The following is a 22,941-nucleotide window of genomic DNA, read 5'->3' as shown; positions in this document are numbered from 1 at the left end:
CGGTCAGTCCTTCACCGGCACCGTGTAGTTCAGGATCAGGCGGCCGCCATCTGGATAAATGGTCTGACCGACGATGTAGGAGGCATCGTCGCTGGCCAGGAAGGAAGCGACGCTGGCGATCTCCGATGGCTCGCCGCAGCGACCGCTCGGCGTTCGCGACAGGATGGTCTGTCGCTGCGCCTCGCTGGCCATGACCGAGCTCTTGACCATGTCGGTCAGGATCGTTCCCGGTCCGATGGCGTTGACGCGGATGTTGTGCGGGATGAGCCCGACCGCCATCACCGCCGTCAGTTGCTTGATGCCGCCCTTCGACACCGCGTAGGCGACGGAGTTGGGAATGGCGAGGATCGCGTTGATCGACGACATGTTGATGATCGAGCCGCCGCGCCCCTGAGCGATCATGGCTCGCGCCGCGGCCTGGCCGAGAAGGAACGGCGCCTTGAGATTGATGCGCTGAACCCAATCGAAGGCTTCCTCGGGGAAGTCGACGAAATCATCGAGGTGGATCACGCCGGCATTGTTGATCAAGACGTCGACTCCGCCAAAGGCGTCGGTGGCCTCGGCGATGATGTTGGCGGCCATGTCCGCCGTGCATGCGGAAAGATCGGCTTCGAGCCAGACGGCGCGCGCGCCGAGACGTTGCGCATGCTCGCGGCCGCGATCAGCCTTCACATCCACGAGCACGACATTGGCACCATCGGCATGAAAGCGCTCGGCGCAGGCAAGGCCCAAGCCCTGCGCCGCCCCGGTGATGATCACGACTTTTCCTGCATGCTTCACAGCCGATTCCTTTTTTGCTTCAAATGAGGATATGTTATCCAATCTATCGCCAGGCGTGAGCTTATGGCAAGCCCGGTGTGGAGGTCAAAAAGCGGCCACGTGCCCAGGATTGCCGGGAATCGGCCTTTTTTGAATGATCCCTTGCAAGTCGGTTGACTTTGCGCTTCAGATGATGATTGGATAATATATTCAGAAAATTGACTGCTGGAGGATGAAAATGGCGGGCGGGCAGCGGGAAGGTGAACTGGTCGAGGCGTTCCGTGTCTTTGCCACGCCGTTGATCAGCGACAATCTCGCCCGCGTGCCCGGGGCTGTCGGGTTGCGACCGTTCCATAAGATCGACGGCGTCATGGTCGGACGGGCGCTGACAGTGAGGACGCGACCCGGCGACAACCAGTTCATCCACCGCGCGCTCGACTTGGTGAAGCCGGGCGATGTCATTGTCGTCGACGGTGGCGGTTACGAAGGGCGGGCGCTCGTCGGCGAGATCATGACAAGCCTCGCTGCCTCACGCGGCGCCGCCGGCATCGTCATCGACGGAGCCATCCGCGATGCCGGCGCCATCGGCCGCAAATCATTTCCCTGCTTCGCACGATCGGCCATCCATCTCGGCCCTTACAAGGACGGTCCCGGGGCCATCAATGTTGCGGTCTCGGTGGGCGGAATGGTCGTCGGTCCCGGCGACATCGTCGTGGGCGACGAGGACGGCGTCGTTGCGTTTCCGCTCGAGGGCGCCGCGACCTTGCTGGCAGCCGTCAAGGCGCAGGAAACGCGCGAAGCCGACATCATGCAGAGCATCAAGGAGAACCGTTACCAGGGCGCCTATGCCCAGGCTTCGGCCAGCAGCCATTGAGCTGCGGAACTTGACGCCGGGGCCTCGATTGCAGGCCGGCCAGCGATTGCAGACATTGCCGCTCCGCCTCTGAAGGAGGAGCGCAACCTCGCCGATCCGCCCGGGGCGGCTCGGCGACAATCAAGCAGAATGCATTCCGGGCCACGACCCGGATGCGCCAACAGGGGAAAATGGAGAGAATGATGGTTGTTTCCTTCAAGAGGCTTGCCTGCGCCACCGCCCTTGCCGGGTTGGCCATGACCGCAGCCGCCGCCGCTGCAGAGATCAAGATCGGCATCGTCGCGCCGATGACCGGCCAGTTGGCCAGCGAAGGCCAGGACATGGAAAACGCGGTGAAGATGGCGATCGATGCCGCCAATGCCAAGGGTGGCGTCAATGGCGACAAGATCACCACGACCACTGCCGACGACGCCTGCGATCCGCAGCAGGCGGTCACCGCCGGCAGCAAGCTGGTATCGGAAGGCGTGACGGCAATCGTCGGCGGCTATTGCTCCGGCGCCGTCCTGCCGACATTGAAGATCTATGGCGACGCCGGCGTTCCGTTCGTCATCATCGGCGCGAATTCGACCAAGCTGGTCGCCGCCAATCAGGGCAACGCCTTCCTCGCCAATTCGACCGGCGACATGCAGGCGACGACAGCCGTCGAGCTCTTCAAGAAGAATGGCTACAAGAAGATCGCCGTCATAGACGAGGGCGATGCCTATTCGTCCGACCTGGCAAAGCTCACCGCCGAAGCCTTCAAGAACGCGGGCGGCGAGATCGCCGCCAAGGAAACCACCACCGCCGGCGAGCAGGACTATTCAGCGGTCGTCACCAAGGTGAAGTCGAGCGGTGCGGACGCCGTTTTCTGGACCGCCTACCATGCCGGCGGCGCGCTTCTGACCAAGCAGCTTCGGCAGGCAGGCTTCCAGGGCGGCATCGTCCTTGGCGACGGCAACAATTCGCCGGAATATCTGGAGATTGCCGGCTCGGCCGGCGAGGGCGTGTTTATGCTCTCTCCGCCGACCGTCGATCTCCTCTCCGGCGCTGCCGATTTCAAGGCCAAGTACAAGGGGGCCTACGGCCGCGACGCAGGCGCCTACGCGGCACTTTCCCATGATGTCGGCAACCTGATCGTAGACGCCATCGCACGGGCAAAATCTGCCGATCAGAAGGCGATCATCGAGGCGTTGAAAACAAGCGACTTCAAGGGTCTGGCCGGCGAAATCAAGTTCACCGACAAGAACACGCTGCAGACGTCGAACTTCCGCCCGGTTGTTGCCAAGGGCGGCAAGTGGGTCGCCGAGGAGTAACGGCAAAGGCAAGCCGATGCCGGGGCGGCAGTGTGCCAGCCTCGGCACCATTGTCGTTTTCGGCTCGTTTTCTGGGCGGGGTATCGATGCCGCGCCAAGGCACGACTTTTCCAATACCTGCACCGGAGCATCAATGACGCTCGACCTTGTCATTCAGCAACTGGTGAACGGCCTGATCGTCGGCTCGTTCTACGCCCTGATAGCGCTCGGCTACAGCATGGTCTTCGGCGTCATCAAGCTCCTGAATTTCGCGCATGGCGATATCTATATGAGCGGCGCCTTCGTCGGCCTTATCGTGTTTTCCTTCGTCGGCATATGGGTTGGCAATGGCTGGCTTGGTGTCGTTTGCGCGTTGCTGGTTTCGATGCTCGCCGTAGGCCTGCTCGGTGTCGTCATCGAGCGCTTCGCCTACCGGCCGATGCGCAACGCGCCGCGCCTGTCGATCCTGATCACCGCGCTCGGCGCCTCGATGGTCCTGAATGGCACGGCGCTTGCGCTGACCGGCGGGCGGCATTTCGCATTCAACACCGATCTCGGTTTTGCGGGCCTGGACGTTTCGGCCGTGCACATCACCTACACACAGATCGTGCTTGTCGCCGCCTCGATCCTGCTGATGGCCGGCATGCAGGCCTTTGTCTCGCGCACTATGTACGGCAAGGCGATGCGCGCCGTGTCGATCGACATGGGAGCCAGCCGCCTGATGGGCATCGATGTCGATCGGGTGATTGCGCTGACCTTCTTCATGGGGTCGGCACTTGCGGCCGGCGGTGGCGTGATGGCCGGCGCCTACTATGGCAGCGTCCATTTCTTCATGGGCTTCATCATGGGGCTCAAGGCCTTCACCGCGGCCGTCATCGGCGGCATCGGCAGTGTACCGGGCGCCATGCTGGGCGGTCTGCTGCTCGGCCTTCTCGAGGCCTACGGATCATCGTTGCCCTTCGTCGGATCGGAATGGCGCGACGTCTTCGTGTTCGGCGCGCTGATCCTGTTCCTGGTCTTCAAGCCAACCGGCCTGCTCGGACGCTCGGTTGTGGAGCGGGTGTGATGAGCGACGGAGCGAGCACCTTGTCCGCCGCCGCGCAACCGCCATTGGTGCGGCGCTCGTTTTTGCTGTCCGGTCTCGTCGCTCTGGGTTGCGCGCTCGCGCTGCCGCAATTCGCCAATGCCTATGTGACGGAGGTGGCAACAACGGCGCTGCTCTATGTGGTGCTGTGCCTCGGTCTCAACATCGTCGTCGGCTATGCCGGTCTGCTCGACCTCGGCTATGCGGCCTTCTTTGCCGTTGGCGCCTACACGACCGGCATCCTGACCTCGGAATTCGGTTTCAACTTCTGGCTCACCATTCCTGTCGCCATGGCGGCTGCCTGCCTGGCCGGCATCATCATCGGCGCGCCGACCTTGAGGTTGCGCAGCGACTATCTGGCGATCGTCACGCTGGGCTTTGGCGAGATCGTGCGCATCATTGCCCGCAACCTCGATATCACCGGCGGCGCCAGCGGTCTGGTCGGTATCGAGCGGCCGGAGATATTCGGCTTCAAGCTGATGCAGGTGCAGCATTTCTACTACGCATTCCTGGCGCTGGCGCTGCTCGCCGTTTTCGTCTGCCTGAGCGTCGAGCGGTCGCGCATGGGGCGTGCCTGGTTCTATGTCCGTTATGACGAGGACGCCGCCGCCGGGATCGGCATCAACCGCGTGTCGGCCAAGCTTCAGGCCTACATGATGGGGGCCGTGATCGCGTCGGTGGCCGGCTGCCTCTATGCCGCGAAGATGACCGCGATTTCGCCGGAAAGCTTCACCTTCAACCAGTCGCTTCTGATCCTGTTGGGCGTCGTCCTGGGCGGCATGGGCCGCATTCCCGGTGTGGTCTTGGGTGCCATCCTCGTGGCCCTGCTGCCGGAAGTGCTGCGCGGAGTCGGCACTTATCGTCCGCTGGTGACGGCTGTGGCGCTGCTGGCAATCATGCTCTTCAGGCCGAACGGCCTGTGGCCGGACAAGCGGGGTTGACCATGGCTTTGCTGGAAGTCCGCGATCTGCGCCTCAGCTTCGGAGGGCTGAAGGTCCTGCAGGATATTTCGTTCTCGGTGGAGAAGGGCGCCATCAACAGCCTCATCGGGCCGAATGGCGCGGGCAAGACGTCCCTCTTCAACTGCCTGACCGGCTTCTATAGGCCAAAGGGCGGCTCGATCCGGCTGGGCGGCCGGCCGATCACGGGCTTGCCGCCGCACCGCATCACGGCGCTTGGCCTTGCCCGCACTTTCCAGAACATCCGGCTGTTCAAGGAAATGTCGGTTCTGGAAAACGCCATGTCCGGCCAGCATTGCCGCAGCCGCCACGGCATCGTCTCGGCAATCCTGCACCTGCCGTCGCAACGGCGGGAGGAGGATATGATACGCGCGGCGGGAATGCGCTGGCTGGACTTCGTCGGCATCGCCGAGCATGCGCATCGTCTCGCCGGCGGCCTATCCTACGGCGACCAGCGACGGCTTGAACTTGCAAGGGCCTTGGCCTCGACACCGGAGATCATCCTGCTCGATGAGCCCGCCGCCGGGCTGAACGAGCGCGAGAAGCTCGACCTGGTGCATCTGATCCGCCGCATTCGCGACGAGACGGGCGTCACCGTGCTCTTGATCGAGCACGATATGGGGCTGGTGATGCAGGTATCGGAAAAGATCGTTGTCTTCGACTATGGGCAGAAGATCGCCGATGGCGCGCCCGAGGCCGTGCGCGCCGATCCCAAAGTCATCGAAGCCTATCTCGGCACGGAGGATTGATGGACACCGATATTGTCCTTGCGGCCGACCGGATCGTCACGCGCTACGGCAGCATCGAGGCGCTTCATGGCGTCAGCCTCTCGATAAGGCGTGGCCAGATCGTGGCATTGCTCGGCGCGAACGGCGCCGGCAAAAGCACGACATTGCGAACGCTGTCCGGTCTCATTGCGGCGTCCTCGGGAAGTGTCCGGTTCCTGGGTGAGGACATAACCAAGGTCCCGGCCCACCGGTTGCCCCACCGCGGTCTTGTTCACGTTCCCGAGGGACGGCGCATTTTCGGCGACATGACGATCAAGGAGAATCTCGACCTGGGTTCGTTCACGCTGACCGACGATGCAGAGCGGCGACGGCGGCTGGATCATGTGTTCGAGCTCTTCCCGATCCTGGCGCGACGGCACAATGGCGATGCAAGGAACCTGTCCGGCGGAGAGCAGCAGATGCTGGCGATCGGGAGAGCTCTCATGGCCGCCCCGAAGGTGCTGCTGCTCGACGAACCCTCGATGGGGCTGGCGCCGCAGCTGATCAAGGAAGTCATGAACATCGTGCAGCGCCTCAATCGCGAGGGGGTGACGATCCTATTGGTGGAACAGAACAGCAAAGTCGCATTGAAGTTCGCGGACTACGGCTACGTTCTGAAGGGCGGACGTATAGTGCTTGAGGGGCGGGGGAGCGATCTCGCCAACAATGATGCGGTCATCAGCGCCTATCTGGGCGGTGTCGCGGCCTGACTGACCGTCAATGTGCGGATTTGCGCTTTCGAGACCGTCTCAGATCTCCCGCCACGCCCAGTTGATAGCCGATCCCGTCGGTCAGGCTTGTCGTTTGCGATCAACATGTCCACTGGGATAGCGCCGCGCCAAGGCCACGAAATCTCGCTCGCCCCTCCAAGTGTATGTCCAACACGGGATCGGCAAGAATCAATGCGCTGTGTTCATGGTCCGGGCGAAGGTCTCGGCGATCGCGAGAACGGCAGCGTGAATCGGTCCTGCGGTGAGACTGGGCATGATCGAAGCGTCAACGACAAAAAGATTGTCGAGCGCCTTGAGCCTCAGATTAGGGTCGACAACGGCACCGGCATCCTTGCCCATCCTGCAGGTACCGCAGGGATGATGATGTGTGATGACCGACTGCGCTATGAAATTGTCGATCTCCGCTTCACCATTCAGGGCGGCTGGCAAAAGTTCGCGCTCTCGCCAATCGGCAAGCTCGTCTCGATGACCGATCTCTCGTGCCGCCTCCAGGGCCTGTCGAAACAATTTTCGATCTTGGCCGGTTTGCAGATATGCGGGGTCGATGATCAATCGATCATCGAGCTCCGGCCCGCTTATACGCACGCTGCCGCGGCTCGTCGGATGAGTGATCCCGAACAGCAACGAATATGCCGTGCCGGCGGCAGGCGCCTCAAAGCGTTCGGACACGATCGGCGCCACGCCGCAACCAACGACAATTTCGGGCTGCCCGGTACCGGTGAACCCGGCAGCTCGCATATAGGCCATCGACTCGGAATGCTGGAGGCGTGATGGCGGAATCGGCTTGCGGGCCGCATACAGGTTGCCTGCGCCCAGCAGATGGTCCTGAAGGTTTCGACCGATTTCCGGCATATCGATCAAACAGCCCACACCGGCGGCCTCAAGCGTATCGTGCGGACCTATGCCCGAGCGCATCAGCAAAGCCGGACTCTCCAGCGCGCCGGCACACAGCACCACTTGATCCGCAAGCACTTCCAAGGGGCTGCCGTGTGGCCCCACAATTTCGAGACTGCGCACCTGATTGCCATCCAAGGTGAGCCGGCGCACCTGGGATCCCGTTAGGACAGTTAAATTTCCGCGGCTTCGAACAATCGGCGTGAGCCAGGCGTCGGCCACAGTAACCCGCCGCCCATCCCGAATGTTCAGGGAGTTCGGGGTGACGCCGATCATCTGTCCGCTGTTGTGGCCCTCAAGACGTGGCAGGCCCAGAGAGGCGCCGGCTTCGATGAATGCGCGCGCCACCGGACTGACATGATCCGACGGCAGATAGACGGGCATCGGCCCACCCTTGCCGTAAAGGCTGCTGCCTCCGAGCGGATGATCTTCGATCGCCAGAAATGAAGGTAGCAATTCATCCCAGCTCCATCGGCGATCGCCAGTCACCTCGACCCACGCCTGGAAGTCCGAGGGATGGCCGCGCATGTAGCCCATCGCATGCAGGCAACTTGACCCGCCGATCAACCGGCCCCGCGCCCAGCGATGTACCCGGCCCGCGGTCCCCTTCTGTGGCTCCGTGGGATAGTTCCAATCGTAGCTGCGGCCCTGAAGCGCGGGCCAGGCGGCTGGAACCCTGATATCGGGATCGCTCTCTTCCTCGCCCGCCTCTATCAGCATGACACGGCGGGCCGGCTCCTCGCTCAGCCGCGCCGCGAGCAACGAGCCTGCCGAGCCACCGCCGACGATGACGACATCGGCACTCGGGTTGTGCCCGCCAATCGCCTTGGTCATCTCCCCTCCATATTCTTATCAAGTCCAAGCTTCGGCGGTTGCGTGCCCGACGGTTCCGCAGCCAACCCAGCTCGCCAATCCCGGCCGGGCGGATGCGCGATCCGAAACACAGGAAGGATTGCGAGACTCCAGTCGGACGTCTCCGAGGCCTTAACTCTCGCTATTCATGGACATCTTTGCCGCCGCTTTGGCCTTCAAGAGGTGTCGTTTCGAGGCTTTACGGGCGGCTTTCTCGTCGCCGGCGGCAATCGATTCGTATATCTCGCGCATCTCCGACAGGCTGCTTTGCGCTCTGCCCTCCAAAGACATCGATCGCCCTCGAAAAAAGCTGATCCTGGCCACCAGACCGCGATGGACTTCCTCAAGGATGGGGTTGCCGCAATTCGCGAGTATTATTGAATAGAAGTCGGCTGCGGTCATGACCTGGGCCAGGCTGTCATTACTTGAGGCCGCCTCCTCGAATGCGGCAAGAGACTTCTCAAGTTCGTGCAACTGTTCGGTCGGGATTCTGGTAGCGCATCGTCCGGCTGCCTCCACTTCCAACAGCTCTCGAACCTCGTAGATGGCGGTTGCCTCGCTCCACGAAAGCGCCGGTATCGACGGCCCGCGATTGGGTACGATCTCGATCAGGCGTTCGGCCTCGAGGCTGCGCAATGCCTCCCTTAGCGAGGGGCGGCTTACGCCGAGCTGTGCGCACAACTGGCTCTCAATAAGGCGGCTTCCCGGCTCAAACAGGCCGGACAGGATGGCGAGCCGCAACTTGCCGACAGTCTCCTGCTGCACTGTTCGTGGCGAAATCCGCAAATTCAGTTCGGGCGGCATCGGTTACGTCTCACGGGCTCAGGTCAGAATCTGACGCATCATATGCGAGGCCGGTGGCATTGGACAGTGGGAATGGCCAGATTGTCAATTCTTAAGATTGCAAGAATGTCAGACAATATAGGTTGACGCCCCAGTGGTTGTGTGATCCTCTTCTGCGAGCAAGCAGCAGCACCGGGGATCATGAACGTCGTGGCAGGCATACTTTCCAGGCAGATTGGTTCGCGACGTGTGGATACCGATCGCATCGTCCTGAATGTGCGAGAGAGCGGTACCGGCCCGTTGATGCTGTTTTTCCACGGCATAACCTCCAACTCCGCGGTCTTCGCGCCGTTGATGATTCGGCTCTCGGATCGCTTCACGACTGTGGCTGTCGATCAGAGAGGACATGGCCTCAGTGACAAGCCGGAAAGCGGCTATGAGGCGAATGACTACGCGGACGACATCGCCAGCCTGATACGCACGCTCGGCCGGGGTCCTGCCATCCTCGTCGGACATTCGCTCGGCGCCAGAAACTCGGTCACGGCCGCCGTGAGGTATCCAGACCTGGTACGCTCAGTCGTCGCAATTGACTTCACGCCATACATCGAGACCGAGGCATTGGATGCGCTGGAATCCCGGGTGAACGCGGGAAGCAAGCTTTTCAAGGATCTCGAGGCCGTCGAAGAATATCTGGCCGGCCGCTATCCGAACATCCCCGCCGGCGCCATCAAGATCAGGGCCGAAAGCGGCTATCAGCGGGTCGAGGGAGGCTTGCGCCCCTTGGCGTCGCCTGCGGGCATGGCGCAGACCGCCAAAGGCCTGCGGGCAGACTTGACGCAGACCTATCGGGACGTGACCAGACCCGTCCTCATTGTCCGCGGGGAACAAAGCAGGCTGGTCTCAGCGGCGGCGCTGGCAAAGACGAGCCGACTGCGGCCCGACCTGCCCGTGGTCGTCGTCCCGGACGCCGACCACTACGTCAACGAGGTCTCGCCCGAGATCACGCTGAAAGCCATCACCAATTTCATCGACGCCTGACGGTCGAGCAGCCGTCTTCTTGCATGCAGGATCAAGACAGAAAATGGCCAATGTAAACAACACTCCGGGCAAGACGCGTCGTGCCGAGGTCGCGGGTGGCGGCTTTGCCGGCCTGACGGCCGCGATCGCTCTGCGGCAGAACGGTTGGGATGTCCGGCTGCACGAAAAGAGTTCCGAGCTCAGGGCCTTCGGCGCGGGCATCTATCTCTGGCACAACGGCCTTCGCGTCCTCGAAGGGTTGGGCGCGCTGGACGAGGTCCTCCAGGGTTCGCATACACCTCCGACCTATGAGACCTGGATGCACAACAAGTCCGTCTCCAAGGAGACGTTCAACGGCTTGCCATGGCGCATCATGACCCGGAGCCATCTGCATGATGCGCTGGTCAACCGCGCCCGCGCGCTCGGTGTCGACATCCGCGTCAATTCCGAGGCGGTCGCCGCCGATCCGGAAGGCCGCCTCACCCTGCAAACCGGAGAGGTCCTCAAAGCCGACCTGATCGTCGGCGCCGACGGCGTCGGCTCCAAGGTGAGGGACTCCATCGGCTTCACGCAGGATCGATGGATATCGAAGGACGGCCTCATCCGTTTGATCGTCCCGCGCAAGAAGAAGGAACTCGGCCATGGCGAGTGGGACAACACCATCGACATGTGGAACTTCTGGCCGCGTGTCCAGCGTATCCTCTATTCGCCCTGCAACGAGAACGAACTCTATCTCGGCCTGATGGCTCCAGCCGCCGATCCGCGTGGATCGGCAGTGCCGATCGACCTCGAAGTCTGGGTCGAGATGTTTCCTTTCCTGGAGCCGTGCCTGGTCGAGGCGGCGAAGCTGAAGACCGCTCGATACGACAAATACGAGACGACCAAGCTGGATAGCTGGACGAGGGGCAAGGTCGCCCTTGTCGGCGATGCCGCGCACGCGATGTGCCCGGCTCTTGCCCAGGGCGCCGGCTGCGCGATGGTCAATGCCTTCAGCCTGTCGCAGGACCTGGAGACGGGCTCTTCCGTCGAAGACGCGCTCGTCGATTGGGAGAAGCGCATTCGCCCGATCACCGATCGCTGCCAGGCACTGTCCGGCGACTATGCGGCGAACCGTTCGCTCTCGAAGGGAAACATGTTCACACCCGCAGCCCTGGAAGCAGCGCGTTACGACCCGCTGCGCCGCGTTTTTTCATGGCCGCAATAATTCGGCCCGGCCGGTCAACAGATCAATCGCGCGGCAGAAGCTGTGCTCTCCTCGGGAGATAATATGGACCATTCATTGGAAGTTGAAAAAAACTACGACGTTCGGGGCTGGTATTCGACTGTCCATGAGATCCGGCATGACGGCGGGGAACCCGGCGACACGCTCATCAAAGTCGCGGTAGGGGTCGTCATCCGCAATCCTTTTGCCGGCAAATTTGTCGCCGACCTGTCCGATATCGTGAATCCCAGCCCCGCCATCGGCCATGCGCTTGGCGAACGAGCCGCGGCGCTGCTCGGCAACCGGCCGGTCAACAGCTACGGCAAGGGCGGCATCGCCGGAACGGCCGGCGAACAGGAGCATGTCGTCGCCTGCATCACCACGCTGTTCGGCGATCCGCTTCGGCAGCAGGTGGGAGGCGGCAGGGCCTGGATTTCATCGGTCAGCAAGGTCGCCGCTGCCGGCACGGCGATCGATATTCCTCTCGCCCACAAGGACGAGCTCTACATCCGTTCCCATTACGATGCCGTCACCTTCTCCGTGCCGGATGGCCCGCGCCCGGATGAGCTTCTGATCTGCGTCGCCGTTGCATCGGGTCCGCGCGTGCATCAGCGCGTCGGGGGCAAAACCGTCGCCGACCTCGAGGCCGCCGTCTAGTTCGATCGAAAAGGATCAATTCCATGCCCCTGAACATCAAGGACCTCAAGATCACCTCCGCGGATTTCCAGCCGCTCGGGAAACTGCGCGACGAGCATGCCGGCGACAAAGGCAACGTGTTGCCCAGGCTGACCGTCAGCGGCGTCCCGGCAGGTGCGAAAGAGCTCGCGGTCATCTGCCATGACCCAGACGCGCCCTTGGCCAACGGTTTCACGCATTGGGTCGTCTACGGGATAGATCCGTCGACCACCGATCTTTCGGACGCGCAGCGGAAGTTCCGCGTCGGACCCAACGGCGCCGGCGACAAGCAATATTACGGCCCCCAGCCTCCCGCCGGACATGGCGAGCATCACTATTACTTCTGGGTCTATGCCCTGGACACGAAGGTCGAAGGGACGCCCACCAGGGAAGAGTTCCTGCAGAAATATGCCGGGAACATCATCGAGCAGAATCGGATCGTCGGCATCTACGAGAACAAGTGAAACCCCGCGTCGCCGGCGGCCGACAACAACAATAAAAATGGTCGTCATCGTTGCGCAATGGGAGAATTGGAAATGAAAGACAAAAGCGCAGCGCACCGTAAGGTCTTCGAAGAACTGGTCACAGCGACGAAGATACTTCTGAACGAAGGCATCCTGGACACGTTCGGGCACATCAGCGCCCGTGACCCCGAGGATCCCCAAAGTTTCTTCCTCGCCCAGAAGCTTGCGCCAAGCCTGATAACGGCCGACGACATGCTGCGGTTCAATCTCGATGGCGAGACCACGGACAACCGGCCGTCCTACCTGGAACGTTACATCCACAGCGAGATCTACAAGGCGCGGCCTGACGTCAACTGCGTGCTCCACAGCCACTCTCCGGCCGTCCTGCCCTATTGCTTTACCGACCAGCCGTTGCGGCCCGTGACCCATATGGGCGCGTTTCTCGGCGAGTCGGTTCCCGTCTACGAAATACGCGACAAGCAGGGTGACGCCACGGACCTCTTCGGCGGCAGCCCGAGCGTCTGCCGGGATATAGCCGAAAGCCTCGGCGACCAGACCGTGGTCCTCATGGCGCGGCACGGTGTCGTCAATGTCGGCAGTTCTGTCCGGCAGGTGGTGTTCCGGGCTTTCTATCTTGAACAGGAAGCGGCAGCGCAGACCGCCGGCCTGCAGATCGGCAAGATCAAGTATCTGTCGCCAGGCGAAATCAAGGCTGCGGGAAACCTCGTCGGCGCCCAAATCGACCGGGGATGGGATCACTGGTCGCAGCGCCTTAGGGAAGCGGGTCTGGCCTAGCGCCAGCGGGTCTTTGAACACCCTGGCACGGCCTGCTCCCTGCCAGGGTATCCAGCCCCGACCTCGAAAATTCTCCGGGGCCAGAGCGTCAGGCGAAAGCAGTAGAACCATGCCGCACGCACAAAGCTACGATTACATCATCGTTGGGGCCGGATCGGCCGGTTGCGTGCTCGCTAACCGGCTGAGCGCCGACCCGCAATGTTCCGTGCTGCTGATCGAGGCCGGCGGCTGGGATCGCGACCCGATGATCCATATCCCGCTTGGATGGGGCAAGATCCTGACCGAACGCCGCCATGACTGGATGTATTTCTGCGAGCCGGAAGACAATGTCGGCGGCCGCCGCGTCGAATGCGCGCGCGGCAAGGTCATCGGCGGATCGTCGTCGACCAATGCCATGGCCTATGTGCGCGGAAACCGCGGGGACTACGATCGCTGGGCCGCCGGCGGGCTCAGCGACTGGTCGTATGAGAAGGTCCTGCCTTATTTCCGCAAGCAGGAAAGCTGGGAAGGCGGCGAAAGCCGCTTCCGTGGCGGAAGCGGCCCGCTCAACACGCAGTTCTGCCGCTACAAGGACACACTGATCGAGGCCTTTGCGCAGGCCAGCCTGCAGGCGGGCTATGCGCAGACGAGCGACTACAATGGCGAACAGCAGGAAGGTTTCGGCCGCCTCCAGATGACGATCGCCAAAGGCCGGCGCAGCTCGGCTGCGTCTGCCTATCTGCGGCCGGCCTTGAAGCGCCCCAATCTGACCGTGCTGACCGAAGCGATGGCGACGAAGATCGTGCTGGAAGGCACGCGCGCCAAAGGAGTGACGATAAAGCATCACGGCGCCGAGCGGACGGTCATCGCCCGCAGGGAAGTCCTGCTCTCGGGCGGGGTGGTCAACACCCCGCAGCTCCTGATGCTGTCCGGCATCGGGGCCTCCGACGAGCTTGCGGCGCACGGCATCCAGACGCGGGTCGACTCACCTTCGGTCGGCAAGAACCTGCAGGATCACGTCTCAGTCATCCTTATGTACCGGCGCCGGACCCCTGGCCCGTTCCTGCGCAATATGCGCGCGGACCGGATCGGCCTGGATTTCCTCAAGACTTATCTCACGGGAAGCGGTTTTTCGGGGGATGTGCCGGGCGGGGTCGTGGCATTCCTGAAAAGCGCACCGGAGCGGCCGCTGCCGGATGTGCAGCTGCTGTTCACTGCTGCCCCACTCGCCGCATGGCCATATCTTCAGCCGTTCAAGGCGCCGTTTGCGGACGGCTTCGCGACACGGATCGTGGCGACGCAGCCCGAGAGCAGGGGAGCGGTGAAACTCGCCTCGGCCGATCCTGCCGCGGCGCCGCTTATCCACCAGAATTTCCTCGCCTCCCCGAAGGACTGGCAATCGCTGCGGGCCGGTTTCCGGGTGGCAAGGAACCTGGCCGCCCAGCCCTCCATGCAGCCCTTCATCGAGGCGGAGTTCTTTCCCGGCCCCAAGTGCCAGAGCGATGACGAGATCGACGAGCATATCCGCAAGACCTCCATCACCGTGCATCATCCCGCCGGGACCTGCCGGATGGGCGCCGACGCGGCCTCGGTCGTCGACCCGCAATTGCGCCTTCGCGGCGTCGACGGCCTGCGCGTGGTGGATGCCTCCGTCATGCCCGACCTGGTCTGCGGGAACATCAACGCGGCGGTGATCATGATCGCCGAGAAGGCCGCCGACCTCATCGCGGCATCGAAAGCAACAATAGAAAGCAGGGCAGCGTGATGATCCGACGTATCGCCATCATAGGTCTGGGCACGATGGGGCCGGGCATGGCCGCCAGGCTCGCCAGGGGCGGCCTGCAGGTGACCGCCTATGATGTCGCCCCGGCAGCGATTGAGCGCGCGCGCACCATGCTGGGCACGGCAGAGGGCGTTCTCGACTCCCTTGGCGTCGCGCCCTCGTCGGCCGGCGCCGGAACGGTCCGCTTCACTGACGATATCGGCGATGCGGTGGCGGACGCCGATCTAGTCATCGAGAACGTGCCCGAGAACATTTCGGTCAAGGCTGAAGTCTATCGAATGATCGATGGCCTGATCTCATCGGACACGATCGTCGCGTCCGACACTTCCGGCATCCCCATCACCAAGCTGCAGGCGCATATCTCGCATCCCGAGCGGATGGTGGGCATGCACTGGTCGAACCCGCCACACATCATCCCGATGATCGAGGTGATCGGCGGCGAGAAGACCGCGCCGCAGACCGTGGCGACGATCCGCGAGCTGATCCGCTCGATCGGCCTGCTGCCGGTGGTGGTGAAGAAGGACGTACCGGGCTTCGTCGAGAACCGCGTTTTCTATGCGTTGCTGCGCGAGGCGGTCGACCTCGTCGAGCGCGGCGTCATCGAGCCGGAAGATCTCGACACATGCGTGTCCTGGGGCATCGGCTACAAGATCGCGGTGATCGGACCGATGGCGCTGCTCGATATGGCGGGCCTGGATATCTACAAGTCCGTCTCGTCTTTCCTCAACGCCGATCTCTCCAACCGCGATGATGTCGCGCCGATGGTGCTGGAGAGGACGAACGCCTCGAAGTTCGGCATCAAGTCGGGCGAAGGCATGTTCTCCTATACGCCCGAGCAGACCAAGGCGCTGCAAGCCGACCGCGCGCGCAAGCTCGTCGCGGTGCGGCGCATCCTGGAAGGCCGGGAGTAGCCGATGGCGCGTCGAGCTCACAGGGCGGGTTGGGTTGGAGCGCTGGCCGTTTGCGCCGGGCGCGCCTTTGGGCACCGGCCGGCACGGCTACCTCTGACGGCAGTTCATGGAGCGGCAAGCCATGCGCATTGAACCCATTCGAGCGGCCGGCGGCCGGCCGGCCCATATCCGTCACGACGACGACCTGATCCTGGCCAAGGGCGTTTCGGTGACGCTGGCCCGGCAACTGGTTCTGCAGAATATCGATCTGTCGATACCGAAAGGATCGTTCGTCTCCCTCATTGGCCCTTCCGGCTGCGGCAAGAGCACCTTGCTCAAAGTGCTTGCCGGGCTGGTGAATCCGACAAGCGGCAGCGTTTCGATCGCCGGGCTTTCGCCGGTCGAGGCCGCGCGCAAGCGCATGATCGGCCTCGTCTTCCAGGACGCCAACCTGCTGCCGTGGAAGAATGCCGTCGACAACGCGTCGTTGCTGCTCAGCATTGCCGACAAGTCGCTCTCGCGCGCGGATCTGCGGGCGAGGGGGCAGGAAATGCTGGAACTGGTGGGATTGGGCGACAGCGCCCACAAGCGCCCCCATGAATTGTCCGGCGGCATGCGCCAGCGCGTCGCCATCGCGCGGGCGCTCGCGCTCGATCCGGCGGTGCTCTTGATGGACGAGCCGTTCGGCGCGCTCGACGCCATCACCCGCGACTCGATGGGCCAGTCGCTACTCGAAATCTGGCAGCGCACCGGCAAGACCATCGTCCTCGTCACCCACTCCATCGACGAGGCCATACACCTGTCGCGGCATGTCCATGTCCTGGGCATCAAGCCGGGGCGGATCACCGGGAGCCTCGACGTCGGCCTGCCTTACCCGCGCGACCTGTCGGTAACGGAAGACCCGGAATTCGTCAGGCTGGTCGTCCAGCTTCGCACGATGCTGCGCGCCAGCCATCAACCGGGAGACGCGTCATGAGCGATCAACCTCTCTCCAATCTCTCAGAGCCTCGGATTGCCTCGAATTGGGGCGCGGCGACCAGCAGTTGGCTGCCCGCGGTCATCCTCCTGCTGGCCACGATCGTGGTGTGGGAAGCCGTGGTGCGGATTTTCGCCATATCGGCTTTCATCATCCCTGCTCCGTCCGAGATAGCGCAATCGCTTGTCGCGCAATGGGGGACCCTCATGCAGGCCACGCTGGTGACGGCCGGCGAGATCCTGTTCGGCTTCCTCGTCTCTGTCGTGGTCGGCGTCGTCATCGCGCTGGTCATCGTGCGCTTCGACTGGCTGGGACGCGCGCTCTATCCTCTGGTGGTCCTGTTCCAGAACGTGCCCAAGGTGGCGCTGGCGCCGATTTTCATCCTTTGGTTCGGCTACGGGCTCGCCCCCAAGATCGGCCTGATCCTGGTGATCGCCTTCTTCCCGGTGACGCTGTCGATGCTGGCGGGCATGCAGTCGGTCGACCGATCGCTGCTGTCGCTGATGAATTCGGTCGGCGCCAGCCAGACGCAGATCCTATTCAGGATCCGTGTTCCACATTCGCTGCCGAACCTGATGGCAGGAACCAAGATAGCCGCCACGCTGAGCGTGATCGGCGCCATCGTCGGCGAATTCGCCGGCGCCTCGGACGGGTTGGGCTATGTCATCCAGTTCGCCTCGACCCAGCTCGACACCGCGCTGGTCTTCGCCGCCTTGCTCCTCGTTTCGGTGCTGGGCATCGCCTTCTACTACGCAGCCGAAATTCTCGAACGCATCGTGGTGCCATGGGCACCGAAATTCAGCCACGCCTAGGTTTCCTGGGCGAGCCAACGTCAGAAGGATCAATCAATGCTAAGACGCTCATTCATCAAGGCGGCCACGCTCGCAGCGTTTGCCGGGACGCTTGGCTTCTCCGGCGGGGCGCTGGCGGCGGACAAGGTCAACGTCCAGCTCGACTGGGTGGTGCGTGGCAACCACGCCATGTTCTTCGTCGGCAAGGAAAAAGGCTTCTTCGCCAAGAACGACATCGATGTCGCCGAGATCCGCAAGGGCTCAGGGTCGCCCGACGCCATGCGGCTGGTCGGCAATGAGAACGCCGATTTCGGCTTCGGCGATCTTCCCACGCTCGCCGTCGCACGGTCGCAGAATGTCCCGGTGGTGGCGGTTGCCGCCGTCAATCAGCATTCGCCACTGGCGATCGTCTCGCTGGCCAAGACGGTGAAGCTCGCCAAGCCGGCTGATCTCAAGGGTCTCACCATCGGCATTCATCCGGCCGGTTCGACCTACATCTTCTTCAAGGGATTCCTGGCAGCCAATGGCCTGACCGAGAAGGACATGACGCTGAACAGCGTCTCGCCACCCTATGAAAGCTATCTGCTTCTGGGCCGGGTCCAGACGGTTGTCGGCTATGTCGACGCCGAGGTTCCCGAACTGGAGGCCAAGGCGGGCGGTCCCGGTTCGCTCAGCATCATGATGGGCGCGGACCATGGCTGGAAGGCCTACGGCTCCGGCCTGTTCACCTCGGAGAAGATGATCAAGAACAAGCCGGACGTCGTCGCCCGCTTCGTCAAAGCCTACCGGGAAGCCTTCGACTATGTCGTCGCCCATCCGGAAGAGGCGGCCGAGATCACGTCCAAGGCAGCTCCAGGCTACGCGGACAAGAAGGATGTGCTGCTTGCGCAGATCAACGCCGACATCGCCTCGACCTTCACCAGCCCCGACACCAAGGAGCACGGTCTCGGCTGGATGACGAAGGCGCAGTGGGAGGAAACGCTGAAGACGCTCACCGATCAGGGCGTGCTCAAGACGGCCCTGCCGGCGGATGACGTCTTCACCGACAAGTTCCTGGCGAAGGAATAGGCGCGCCATGACGCGGGTCGACGGATCGATGGGCGCCTATCGGCACGCCAGCCTGTCCTGCTCCACGCCGCAGGACACAGCGCGCCTCCCCTCGGCCGCGTCGGTACGGTCGAGCGTGATCTGTGCCCGGGTGGCATATGCGCGGCGCGACAGGCCGCACCACAGCCGCTCGATGGGCAGGTTCTCGCGCTTGTCGTTGAGAATCGTGAACGTGCCGGTCTTGGGGTCGAACCACAGCTCGAGCCGGGCACTCTTGCCGGACTCGATCGTTGCGATCCCAGCCGAATACCAGTGGGCGAAGTCGGCATTGCAGGCCAGTTCTTCATTGCCCGCATTCGAAATCGTCAACGGGACCATGTCGAGCCCATCTGTGCCCTTCCGGACGTTGACATGGTGCAACTCAACCGCGTTGGCGAGGGATGTGAACGACAGCATCACCGGGAGGACATAACGAATTTTCACTTTGCCTGGGCTCCATGGGTAACTTTTCTCAGGCAGTCTATCTCGCTTCGGCGCAATAACAACAAGAATATTGATTGGTAAATCAAACAATGAGGGTAACATGTTAAAGATTCTTAAGAGTAGTGTAAGCGCAGTCATCTTGAGTGGCGTCTTGCTCGGAAGCGCGCTGGCTGGCGAAGTCAAGTCGATCGCCATCCTGACGCCGGAGGAAGGCACCGATTATGGCTGGAACCAGCAAGGTATCGACGCCGCCAAGGCGGCCGGCAAGGCAGCCGGTGTCGAAGTGGTCGTGGCCCAGGGGCTCGGCTATGGCGACGTCCGTCCGACGCTGCGGGAACTCGCGTCAGACGGCGCCAGCCTGCTGATCGCGCATGCCAGCGGCTACAACACCTCAGCGCCTGAGATCGCCAAGGAACTCAAGGTTCCGGTGGCGATCGTCGACACGCCGAACGGCCTGGAGAAAGGTCTTGTCGCCGACTACACGCTCAGCGGCCACCAGGGCGCTTATCTCGCCGGCCGGCTTGCCGCCAAGATGTCGCGCTCGAAGTCGGTCGGTATCGTCGTGTCTGGCGAACCGCCGTCATGGAACTCGCAGTCGGCAGCGTTCGCGCAAGGCGTGAAGGCGGAGAACCCGGACGTCAAGATCACCTATGCGGTGATCGGCCCAGCCGCCTACAGCGACGCGGCAGGCGGCAAGCGCGTGACCGAGAGCGTGATCGCCTCTGGCGCCGACATCATCTTCGGCCAGGGCAACGGCTCCAGCTTCGGCATGCTGCAGGCGGTCGAGACCACCAAGGCCACGGATGGCGGGAAGGTCTACTTCATCGACGTCATCGGCGACAAGTCGCCCATCGACAAGGGCTTCCTGCTTTCGTCGGTGGTGTGGAACATCGAGCCGGTCTATGCGGCGATGATCGCCGACATCAAGGCGGACACGTTCGGCACCAAGCACTATGCGATCGGCCTCAAGGACGATTCCGTGAAGCTTTTGAAGACCGCCGCGATCCCGGACAAGGTATGGTCCGAGATCCAGGCTGTGCGCGACGACGTCATCTCCGGCAAGATCAAGGTCGATCCGGTCTATGACGCCGCCGCCGTCAGGGCGCTGATGACAAGCGTCGCCCAGTAAGGCGACCAACAGCTTTCGGAGGGGCGACCGGTTCACCCCTCCGGATATTTCCCGCTTTTCAGTGCTGGGCCGTCATGAGCAGTTTTTCTTCATTGCCCGCCGACAAGCGCGACATCGTCGCGCTCGAAGGCGTGACCAAACGCTTTCCAGGCATCGTCGCCAATGACGGTATCGACCTGTCGATCCGCCCCGGCGAGGTGCATGTGCTGCTCGGCGAGAACGGCGCGGGAAAATCCACCTTGATCGGCATGCTGTCGGGACTGCAGCAGCCGGATGAGGGGCGCATTCTGGTCGATGGCAAGCCGACGCCGATCGCTTCGCCGCGCCATGCGCTGGCGCTGGGCATCGGCACGGTGTTCCAGCACATGATGCTGGTGCCGACGCTGACGGTGGCCGAGAACCTGCTTCTTGGCGGGCCATGGTGGCAGCGGCCCAAGACGGAGGAACTCGAGGCCCGCGTCGCGGGCATCACCAGCAGCCTTGGCATAACCGTGAAGCTGCATGCCAAGGTTTCGGAACTTTCGCTCGGCGAGCAGCAGCAGGTCGAGATATTGCGCGCCATGGTGCGCAACAGTCGCCTGCTGATCCTCGACGAGTCCACGTCGATGCTGACCCCGAAGGGCATCGAGGGGCTCGGCGCGCTGATGCGCCGCCTCGTCGAGCAGGGGCTGGCGATCGTCTTCATCACCCACAAGCTCAAGGAAGCCGCGGCCTTCGGCGACCGTATCTCAGTGCTCAAGCTCGGTCGCAAGGTTGGTGAGATTCCGCCCGAACGGTTTCGCGCGCTTGGCGAGCAGGAGATCATCTCGGAGATCGTGGAACTGATGTTCGGTAAGCAGAAGGGCGATCCCGAAGCGGTCGAACGCCCCGTCCGCGCGGTCCACGCCGAAGCCGCGCCATTGCTCAGGGTGGTCGACCTGACGGTGGCGCCGACCGACAACGCGCCCGGCCTGTCGTCGATCTCGTTCGACATCCGCCCGGGAGAGATACTCGGCATCGCTGGCATTGACGGCAATGGCCAGAAGCAGTTGGCCGAGGCCTTGGCGGGGCAGCGTGCGGCGATCGGCGGCTCGGTGCGGCTGGAAGACACCCCCATCGAAGCCTTGAGCGTCGGCGAACGCCGCCAGCGCGGCCTTCGCTATCTGACCGACGACCGGCTGGGCGAGGGCACGGTGGGCACGTTCCCCGTTTCCATCAACTTCTTCCTCAAGCAGGTTGGCGCCGCGCCCTTCTGGCGCGGCGGCGTCGAGCAGCGCGCCGAGATCGACAGGCGCGCAGCCCATCTGGTACGCGAATACGATGTGCGCACACCCAGCCTGAAGACGCCTGTCGCCCGGCTCTCGGGAGGCAATATCCAGAAGGTGCTCCTGGCGCGCGAACTGGCCGAAGGCGCCAAGGCGGTGATCTTCAACAAGCCGACTTATGGGCTCGATCTCGCCAACACAATGGCTTCGCGCCAGCGCATCCGCGACACGGCGGCGCGCGGCCTCGCCGTGCTGCTGATCTCCACCGACCTCGAGGAACTGCTCAGCATGTGCGACCGCATAGCCGTCATCGCCAATGGCTCGCTGGTCGGCACGGTCGCCAATGCCGAAGAGGCCCGCATCAAGGTCGGCCGCCTGATGATTGGACTAGCCGCATGAGCATCGACACCGCACCTGGCGCCGGCGCCACCGCACTCGACGCCACGAGCGGCGCCACCACCCGCCGCGACATACTGCACCGGCTGCTGATGACGCTCGGACCCATCCTTGCCGCTCTCGTCATCGCCGGCTGCATCCTGCTTGCCGTCGGCGTCGACCCGCTCGCCTACTACGGCTATGTGCTGGAGAAGGGGCTGTTCTCGCCGCTCGGGATCCAGCAGACGCTGACGCGCATGGCGCCGCTTTTGTTTCTCGCCGCCGGCCTGATCGTGGCCTTTCGCGCCGGCATGTGGAACCTGGGCGGCGACGGCCAGTTCCTGCTCGGAGCGGTCACGGCGGCCGCCAGCGCTCCCGTCCTGGTGCAGGTCATGCCTGCCTGGCTGGCGCTGATCTGTTCATTCCTGATCGCCACGGTGGTGGCCATGATCTGGTCGCTGCTACCGGCGCTGCTGCGCGCCTATCAGGGCGTCAACGAGATCATCACCACGCTGATGATGACTTTCCTCGGCACCTCGCTTGCCAACGTGCTGGTCAAGCTCGTGTTCCGCGACCCTGGCACGACCGTGCCGCAGACCCGTACCTTGCCGGTGGACGACAGGCTGCCGCGGCTCTTCGACACGACCATCACCAGCGGCCTTGTGCTCGGACTTGCGGCGATCATCATCGTGCACCTGGTGATGACGCGCACGGCGTTCGGACTGAAATTGAGGATCGTCGGCGCCAATCCGCGCGCGGCCGTCCATGCTGGGCTGGGCGTGCCCGGCCTGACCATGGCCGTCTTCGCCATTTCGGCGGGTCTCGCCGGCCTTGCCGGCTCCGTCGACATCATCGGCGTGCAGGGCAATGTCCGCGCCGACTGGAATCCCGCCTATGGGTTGGCGGTCATTCCCGCGGTGTTCCTTGCGCGCATGAACGGCTTCGCCGCGATCGGCTTCGTGTTCCTGCTTTCGGTGCTTTCGATCGGCGGCGAGAGCGCTGCGCGGCGGCTGGGCGTGCCCAATCACTTCACGCTGGTGCTGGTCTCGATCGTGCTGATCGTGCTCGCCCTCGCCGAATATGTAGACCACCGCTACAACCAGTCGAGAAAGGCCTGA

Annotated in this window: 23 protein-coding genes; 19 read left to right on the top strand and 4 right to left on the bottom strand. The window is 63.1% G+C overall.

Annotation, left to right across the window (positions count from 1 at the left end):
• Positions 1 to 3 precede the first annotated feature (3 nt).
• Positions 4 to 780, bottom strand: coding sequence for an SDR family NAD(P)-dependent oxidoreductase (locus RFM41_RS23335; protein WP_320251480.1), 777 nt, complete (start codon positions 778 to 780; stop codon positions 4 to 6).
• 217 nt (positions 781 to 997) lie between these two features.
• Between RFM41_RS23335 and RFM41_RS23330 the strand changes: the two genes are divergently transcribed.
• The 6 genes from RFM41_RS23330 to RFM41_RS23305 all read left to right on the top strand — a co-directional run bounded on the left by RFM41_RS23330 (position 998) and on the right by RFM41_RS23305 (position 6,424).
• A complete protein-coding gene (locus tag RFM41_RS23330; RefSeq protein ID WP_320251478.1) occupies positions 998 to 1,633 on the top strand; it encodes an RraA family protein in 636 nt (211 codons plus the stop codon).
• 182 nt (positions 1,634 to 1,815) lie between these two features.
• Positions 1,816 to 2,925 (top strand): branched-chain amino acid ABC transporter substrate-binding protein, encoded by a 1,110-nt coding sequence (locus RFM41_RS23325; protein WP_320251477.1) that lies wholly within the window; start codon positions 1,816 to 1,818, stop codon positions 2,923 to 2,925.
• A gap of 133 nt (positions 2,926 to 3,058) precedes the next feature.
• Positions 3,059 to 3,970 (top strand): branched-chain amino acid ABC transporter permease, encoded by a 912-nt coding sequence (locus tag RFM41_RS23320; RefSeq protein ID WP_320251476.1) that lies wholly within the window; start codon positions 3,059 to 3,061, stop codon positions 3,968 to 3,970.
• Complete coding sequence (locus RFM41_RS23315) at positions 3,970 to 4,929, top strand: branched-chain amino acid ABC transporter permease (RefSeq protein WP_320251475.1); 960 nt, start codon at positions 3,970 to 3,972, stop codon at positions 4,927 to 4,929. The genes RFM41_RS23320 and RFM41_RS23315 overlap by 1 nt, the downstream gene beginning before the upstream one ends.
• A 2-nt stretch (positions 4,930 to 4,931) precedes the next feature.
• Positions 4,932 to 5,696: an ABC transporter ATP-binding protein gene (locus tag RFM41_RS23310; RefSeq protein ID WP_320251473.1), complete on the top strand. Its 765-nt coding sequence runs from the start codon at positions 4,932 to 4,934 to the stop codon at positions 5,694 to 5,696.
• Entirely contained in the window at positions 5,696 to 6,424 is a 729-nt protein-coding gene (locus RFM41_RS23305; RefSeq protein ID WP_320251471.1) for an ABC transporter ATP-binding protein, read from the top strand. The genes RFM41_RS23310 and RFM41_RS23305 overlap by 1 nt, the downstream gene beginning before the upstream one ends.
• A gap of 189 nt (positions 6,425 to 6,613) precedes the next feature.
• Here the strand turns inward: RFM41_RS23305 and RFM41_RS23300 are convergent, their stop codons facing one another.
• Together RFM41_RS23300 and RFM41_RS23295 are read right to left on the bottom strand one after the other, a co-directional pair.
• Positions 6,614 to 8,173, bottom strand: a complete 1,560-nt coding sequence (locus RFM41_RS23300) for a GMC family oxidoreductase (protein ID WP_320251470.1) — start codon at positions 8,171 to 8,173, stop codon at positions 6,614 to 6,616.
• A 150-nt stretch (positions 8,174 to 8,323) separates the two neighbouring features.
• Positions 8,324 to 8,995, bottom strand: a complete 672-nt coding sequence (locus tag RFM41_RS23295) for a GntR family transcriptional regulator (RefSeq protein WP_320251468.1) — start codon at positions 8,993 to 8,995, stop codon at positions 8,324 to 8,326.
• Positions 8,996 to 9,175: 180 nt separating this feature from the next.
• On the opposite strand from RFM41_RS23295, the gene RFM41_RS23290 reads away from it, so the two are divergent.
• From RFM41_RS23290 to RFM41_RS23245, 10 genes are all read left to right on the top strand, one after another.
• Entirely contained in the window at positions 9,176 to 10,012 is an 837-nt protein-coding gene (locus tag RFM41_RS23290) for an alpha/beta fold hydrolase (protein ID WP_320251467.1), read from the top strand.
• Positions 10,013 to 10,055: 43 nt separating this feature from the next.
• Positions 10,056 to 11,195: an FAD-dependent oxidoreductase gene (locus tag RFM41_RS23285; protein WP_320251466.1), complete on the top strand. Its 1,140-nt coding sequence runs from the start codon at positions 10,056 to 10,058 to the stop codon at positions 11,193 to 11,195.
• Between the two features lie 75 nt (positions 11,196 to 11,270).
• A complete protein-coding gene (locus RFM41_RS23280) occupies positions 11,271 to 11,849 on the top strand; it encodes an amino acid synthesis family protein (protein WP_320251464.1) in 579 nt (192 codons plus the stop codon).
• Positions 11,850 to 11,872: 23 nt separating this feature from the next.
• Entirely contained in the window at positions 11,873 to 12,331 is a 459-nt protein-coding gene (locus RFM41_RS23275; RefSeq protein ID WP_320251462.1) for a YbhB/YbcL family Raf kinase inhibitor-like protein, read from the top strand.
• Positions 12,332 to 12,403: 72 nt separating this feature from the next.
• The gene (locus RFM41_RS23270; protein WP_320251461.1) at positions 12,404 to 13,126 is read left to right on the top strand and encodes a class II aldolase/adducin family protein; all 723 of its coding nucleotides are present in this window, start codon (positions 12,404 to 12,406) and stop codon (positions 13,124 to 13,126) included.
• Between the two features lie 109 nt (positions 13,127 to 13,235).
• Positions 13,236 to 14,870: a GMC family oxidoreductase gene (locus RFM41_RS23265; RefSeq protein WP_320251459.1), complete on the top strand. Its 1,635-nt coding sequence runs from the start codon at positions 13,236 to 13,238 to the stop codon at positions 14,868 to 14,870.
• A complete protein-coding gene (gene fhmpcd1, locus RFM41_RS23260; protein WP_320251458.1) occupies positions 14,870 to 15,799 on the top strand; it encodes a 5-formyl-3-hydroxy-2-methylpyridine 4-carboxylate 5-dehydrogenase in 930 nt (309 codons plus the stop codon). The genes RFM41_RS23265 and fhmpcd1 overlap by 1 nt, the downstream gene beginning before the upstream one ends.
• Positions 15,800 to 15,920: 121 nt before the next feature.
• Positions 15,921 to 16,754 (top strand): ABC transporter ATP-binding protein, encoded by an 834-nt coding sequence (locus tag RFM41_RS23255; RefSeq protein WP_320251457.1) that lies wholly within the window; start codon positions 15,921 to 15,923, stop codon positions 16,752 to 16,754.
• Positions 16,751 to 17,566, top strand: coding sequence for an ABC transporter permease (locus RFM41_RS23250; RefSeq protein WP_320251456.1), 816 nt, complete (start codon positions 16,751 to 16,753; stop codon positions 17,564 to 17,566). The genes RFM41_RS23255 and RFM41_RS23250 overlap by 4 nt, the downstream gene beginning before the upstream one ends.
• A 36-nt stretch (positions 17,567 to 17,602) precedes the next feature.
• On the top strand, positions 17,603 to 18,613 hold the full coding sequence (locus tag RFM41_RS23245) for an ABC transporter substrate-binding protein (protein WP_320251455.1): 1,011 nt from the start codon (positions 17,603 to 17,605) through the stop codon (positions 18,611 to 18,613).
• 36 nt (positions 18,614 to 18,649) lie between these two features.
• Here the strand turns inward: RFM41_RS23245 and RFM41_RS23240 are convergent, their stop codons facing one another.
• Positions 18,650 to 19,075: a hypothetical protein gene (locus RFM41_RS23240; protein WP_320251453.1), complete on the bottom strand. Its 426-nt coding sequence runs from the start codon at positions 19,073 to 19,075 to the stop codon at positions 18,650 to 18,652.
• Positions 19,076 to 19,226: 151 nt separating this feature from the next.
• Between RFM41_RS23240 and RFM41_RS23235 the strand changes: the two genes are divergently transcribed.
• The 3 genes from RFM41_RS23235 (at position 19,227) to RFM41_RS23225 (ending at position 22,941) form a co-directional block, all read left to right on the top strand.
• Positions 19,227 to 20,204: a putative B6 ABC transporter substrate-binding protein gene (locus RFM41_RS23235; protein WP_430691553.1), complete on the top strand. Its 978-nt coding sequence runs from the start codon at positions 19,227 to 19,229 to the stop codon at positions 20,202 to 20,204.
• 74 nt (positions 20,205 to 20,278) lie between these two features.
• Positions 20,279 to 21,847, top strand: coding sequence for a putative B6 ABC transporter ATP-binding protein (locus RFM41_RS23230; protein ID WP_320251449.1), 1,569 nt, complete (start codon positions 20,279 to 20,281; stop codon positions 21,845 to 21,847).
• The gene (locus RFM41_RS23225; RefSeq protein WP_320251447.1) at positions 21,844 to 22,941 is read left to right on the top strand and encodes a putative B6 ABC transporter permease subunit 2; all 1,098 of its coding nucleotides are present in this window, start codon (positions 21,844 to 21,846) and stop codon (positions 22,939 to 22,941) included. The genes RFM41_RS23230 and RFM41_RS23225 overlap by 4 nt, the downstream gene beginning before the upstream one ends.

The sequence above is a fragment of the Mesorhizobium vachelliae genome, assembly GCF_033977325.1.
Lineage (GTDB): Bacteria > Pseudomonadota > Alphaproteobacteria > Rhizobiales > Rhizobiaceae > Mesorhizobium > Mesorhizobium vachelliae.
The sequence above is the reverse complement of the archived record's forward strand: the minus strand, read 5'-3'. Positions and strand labels throughout refer to the sequence as shown.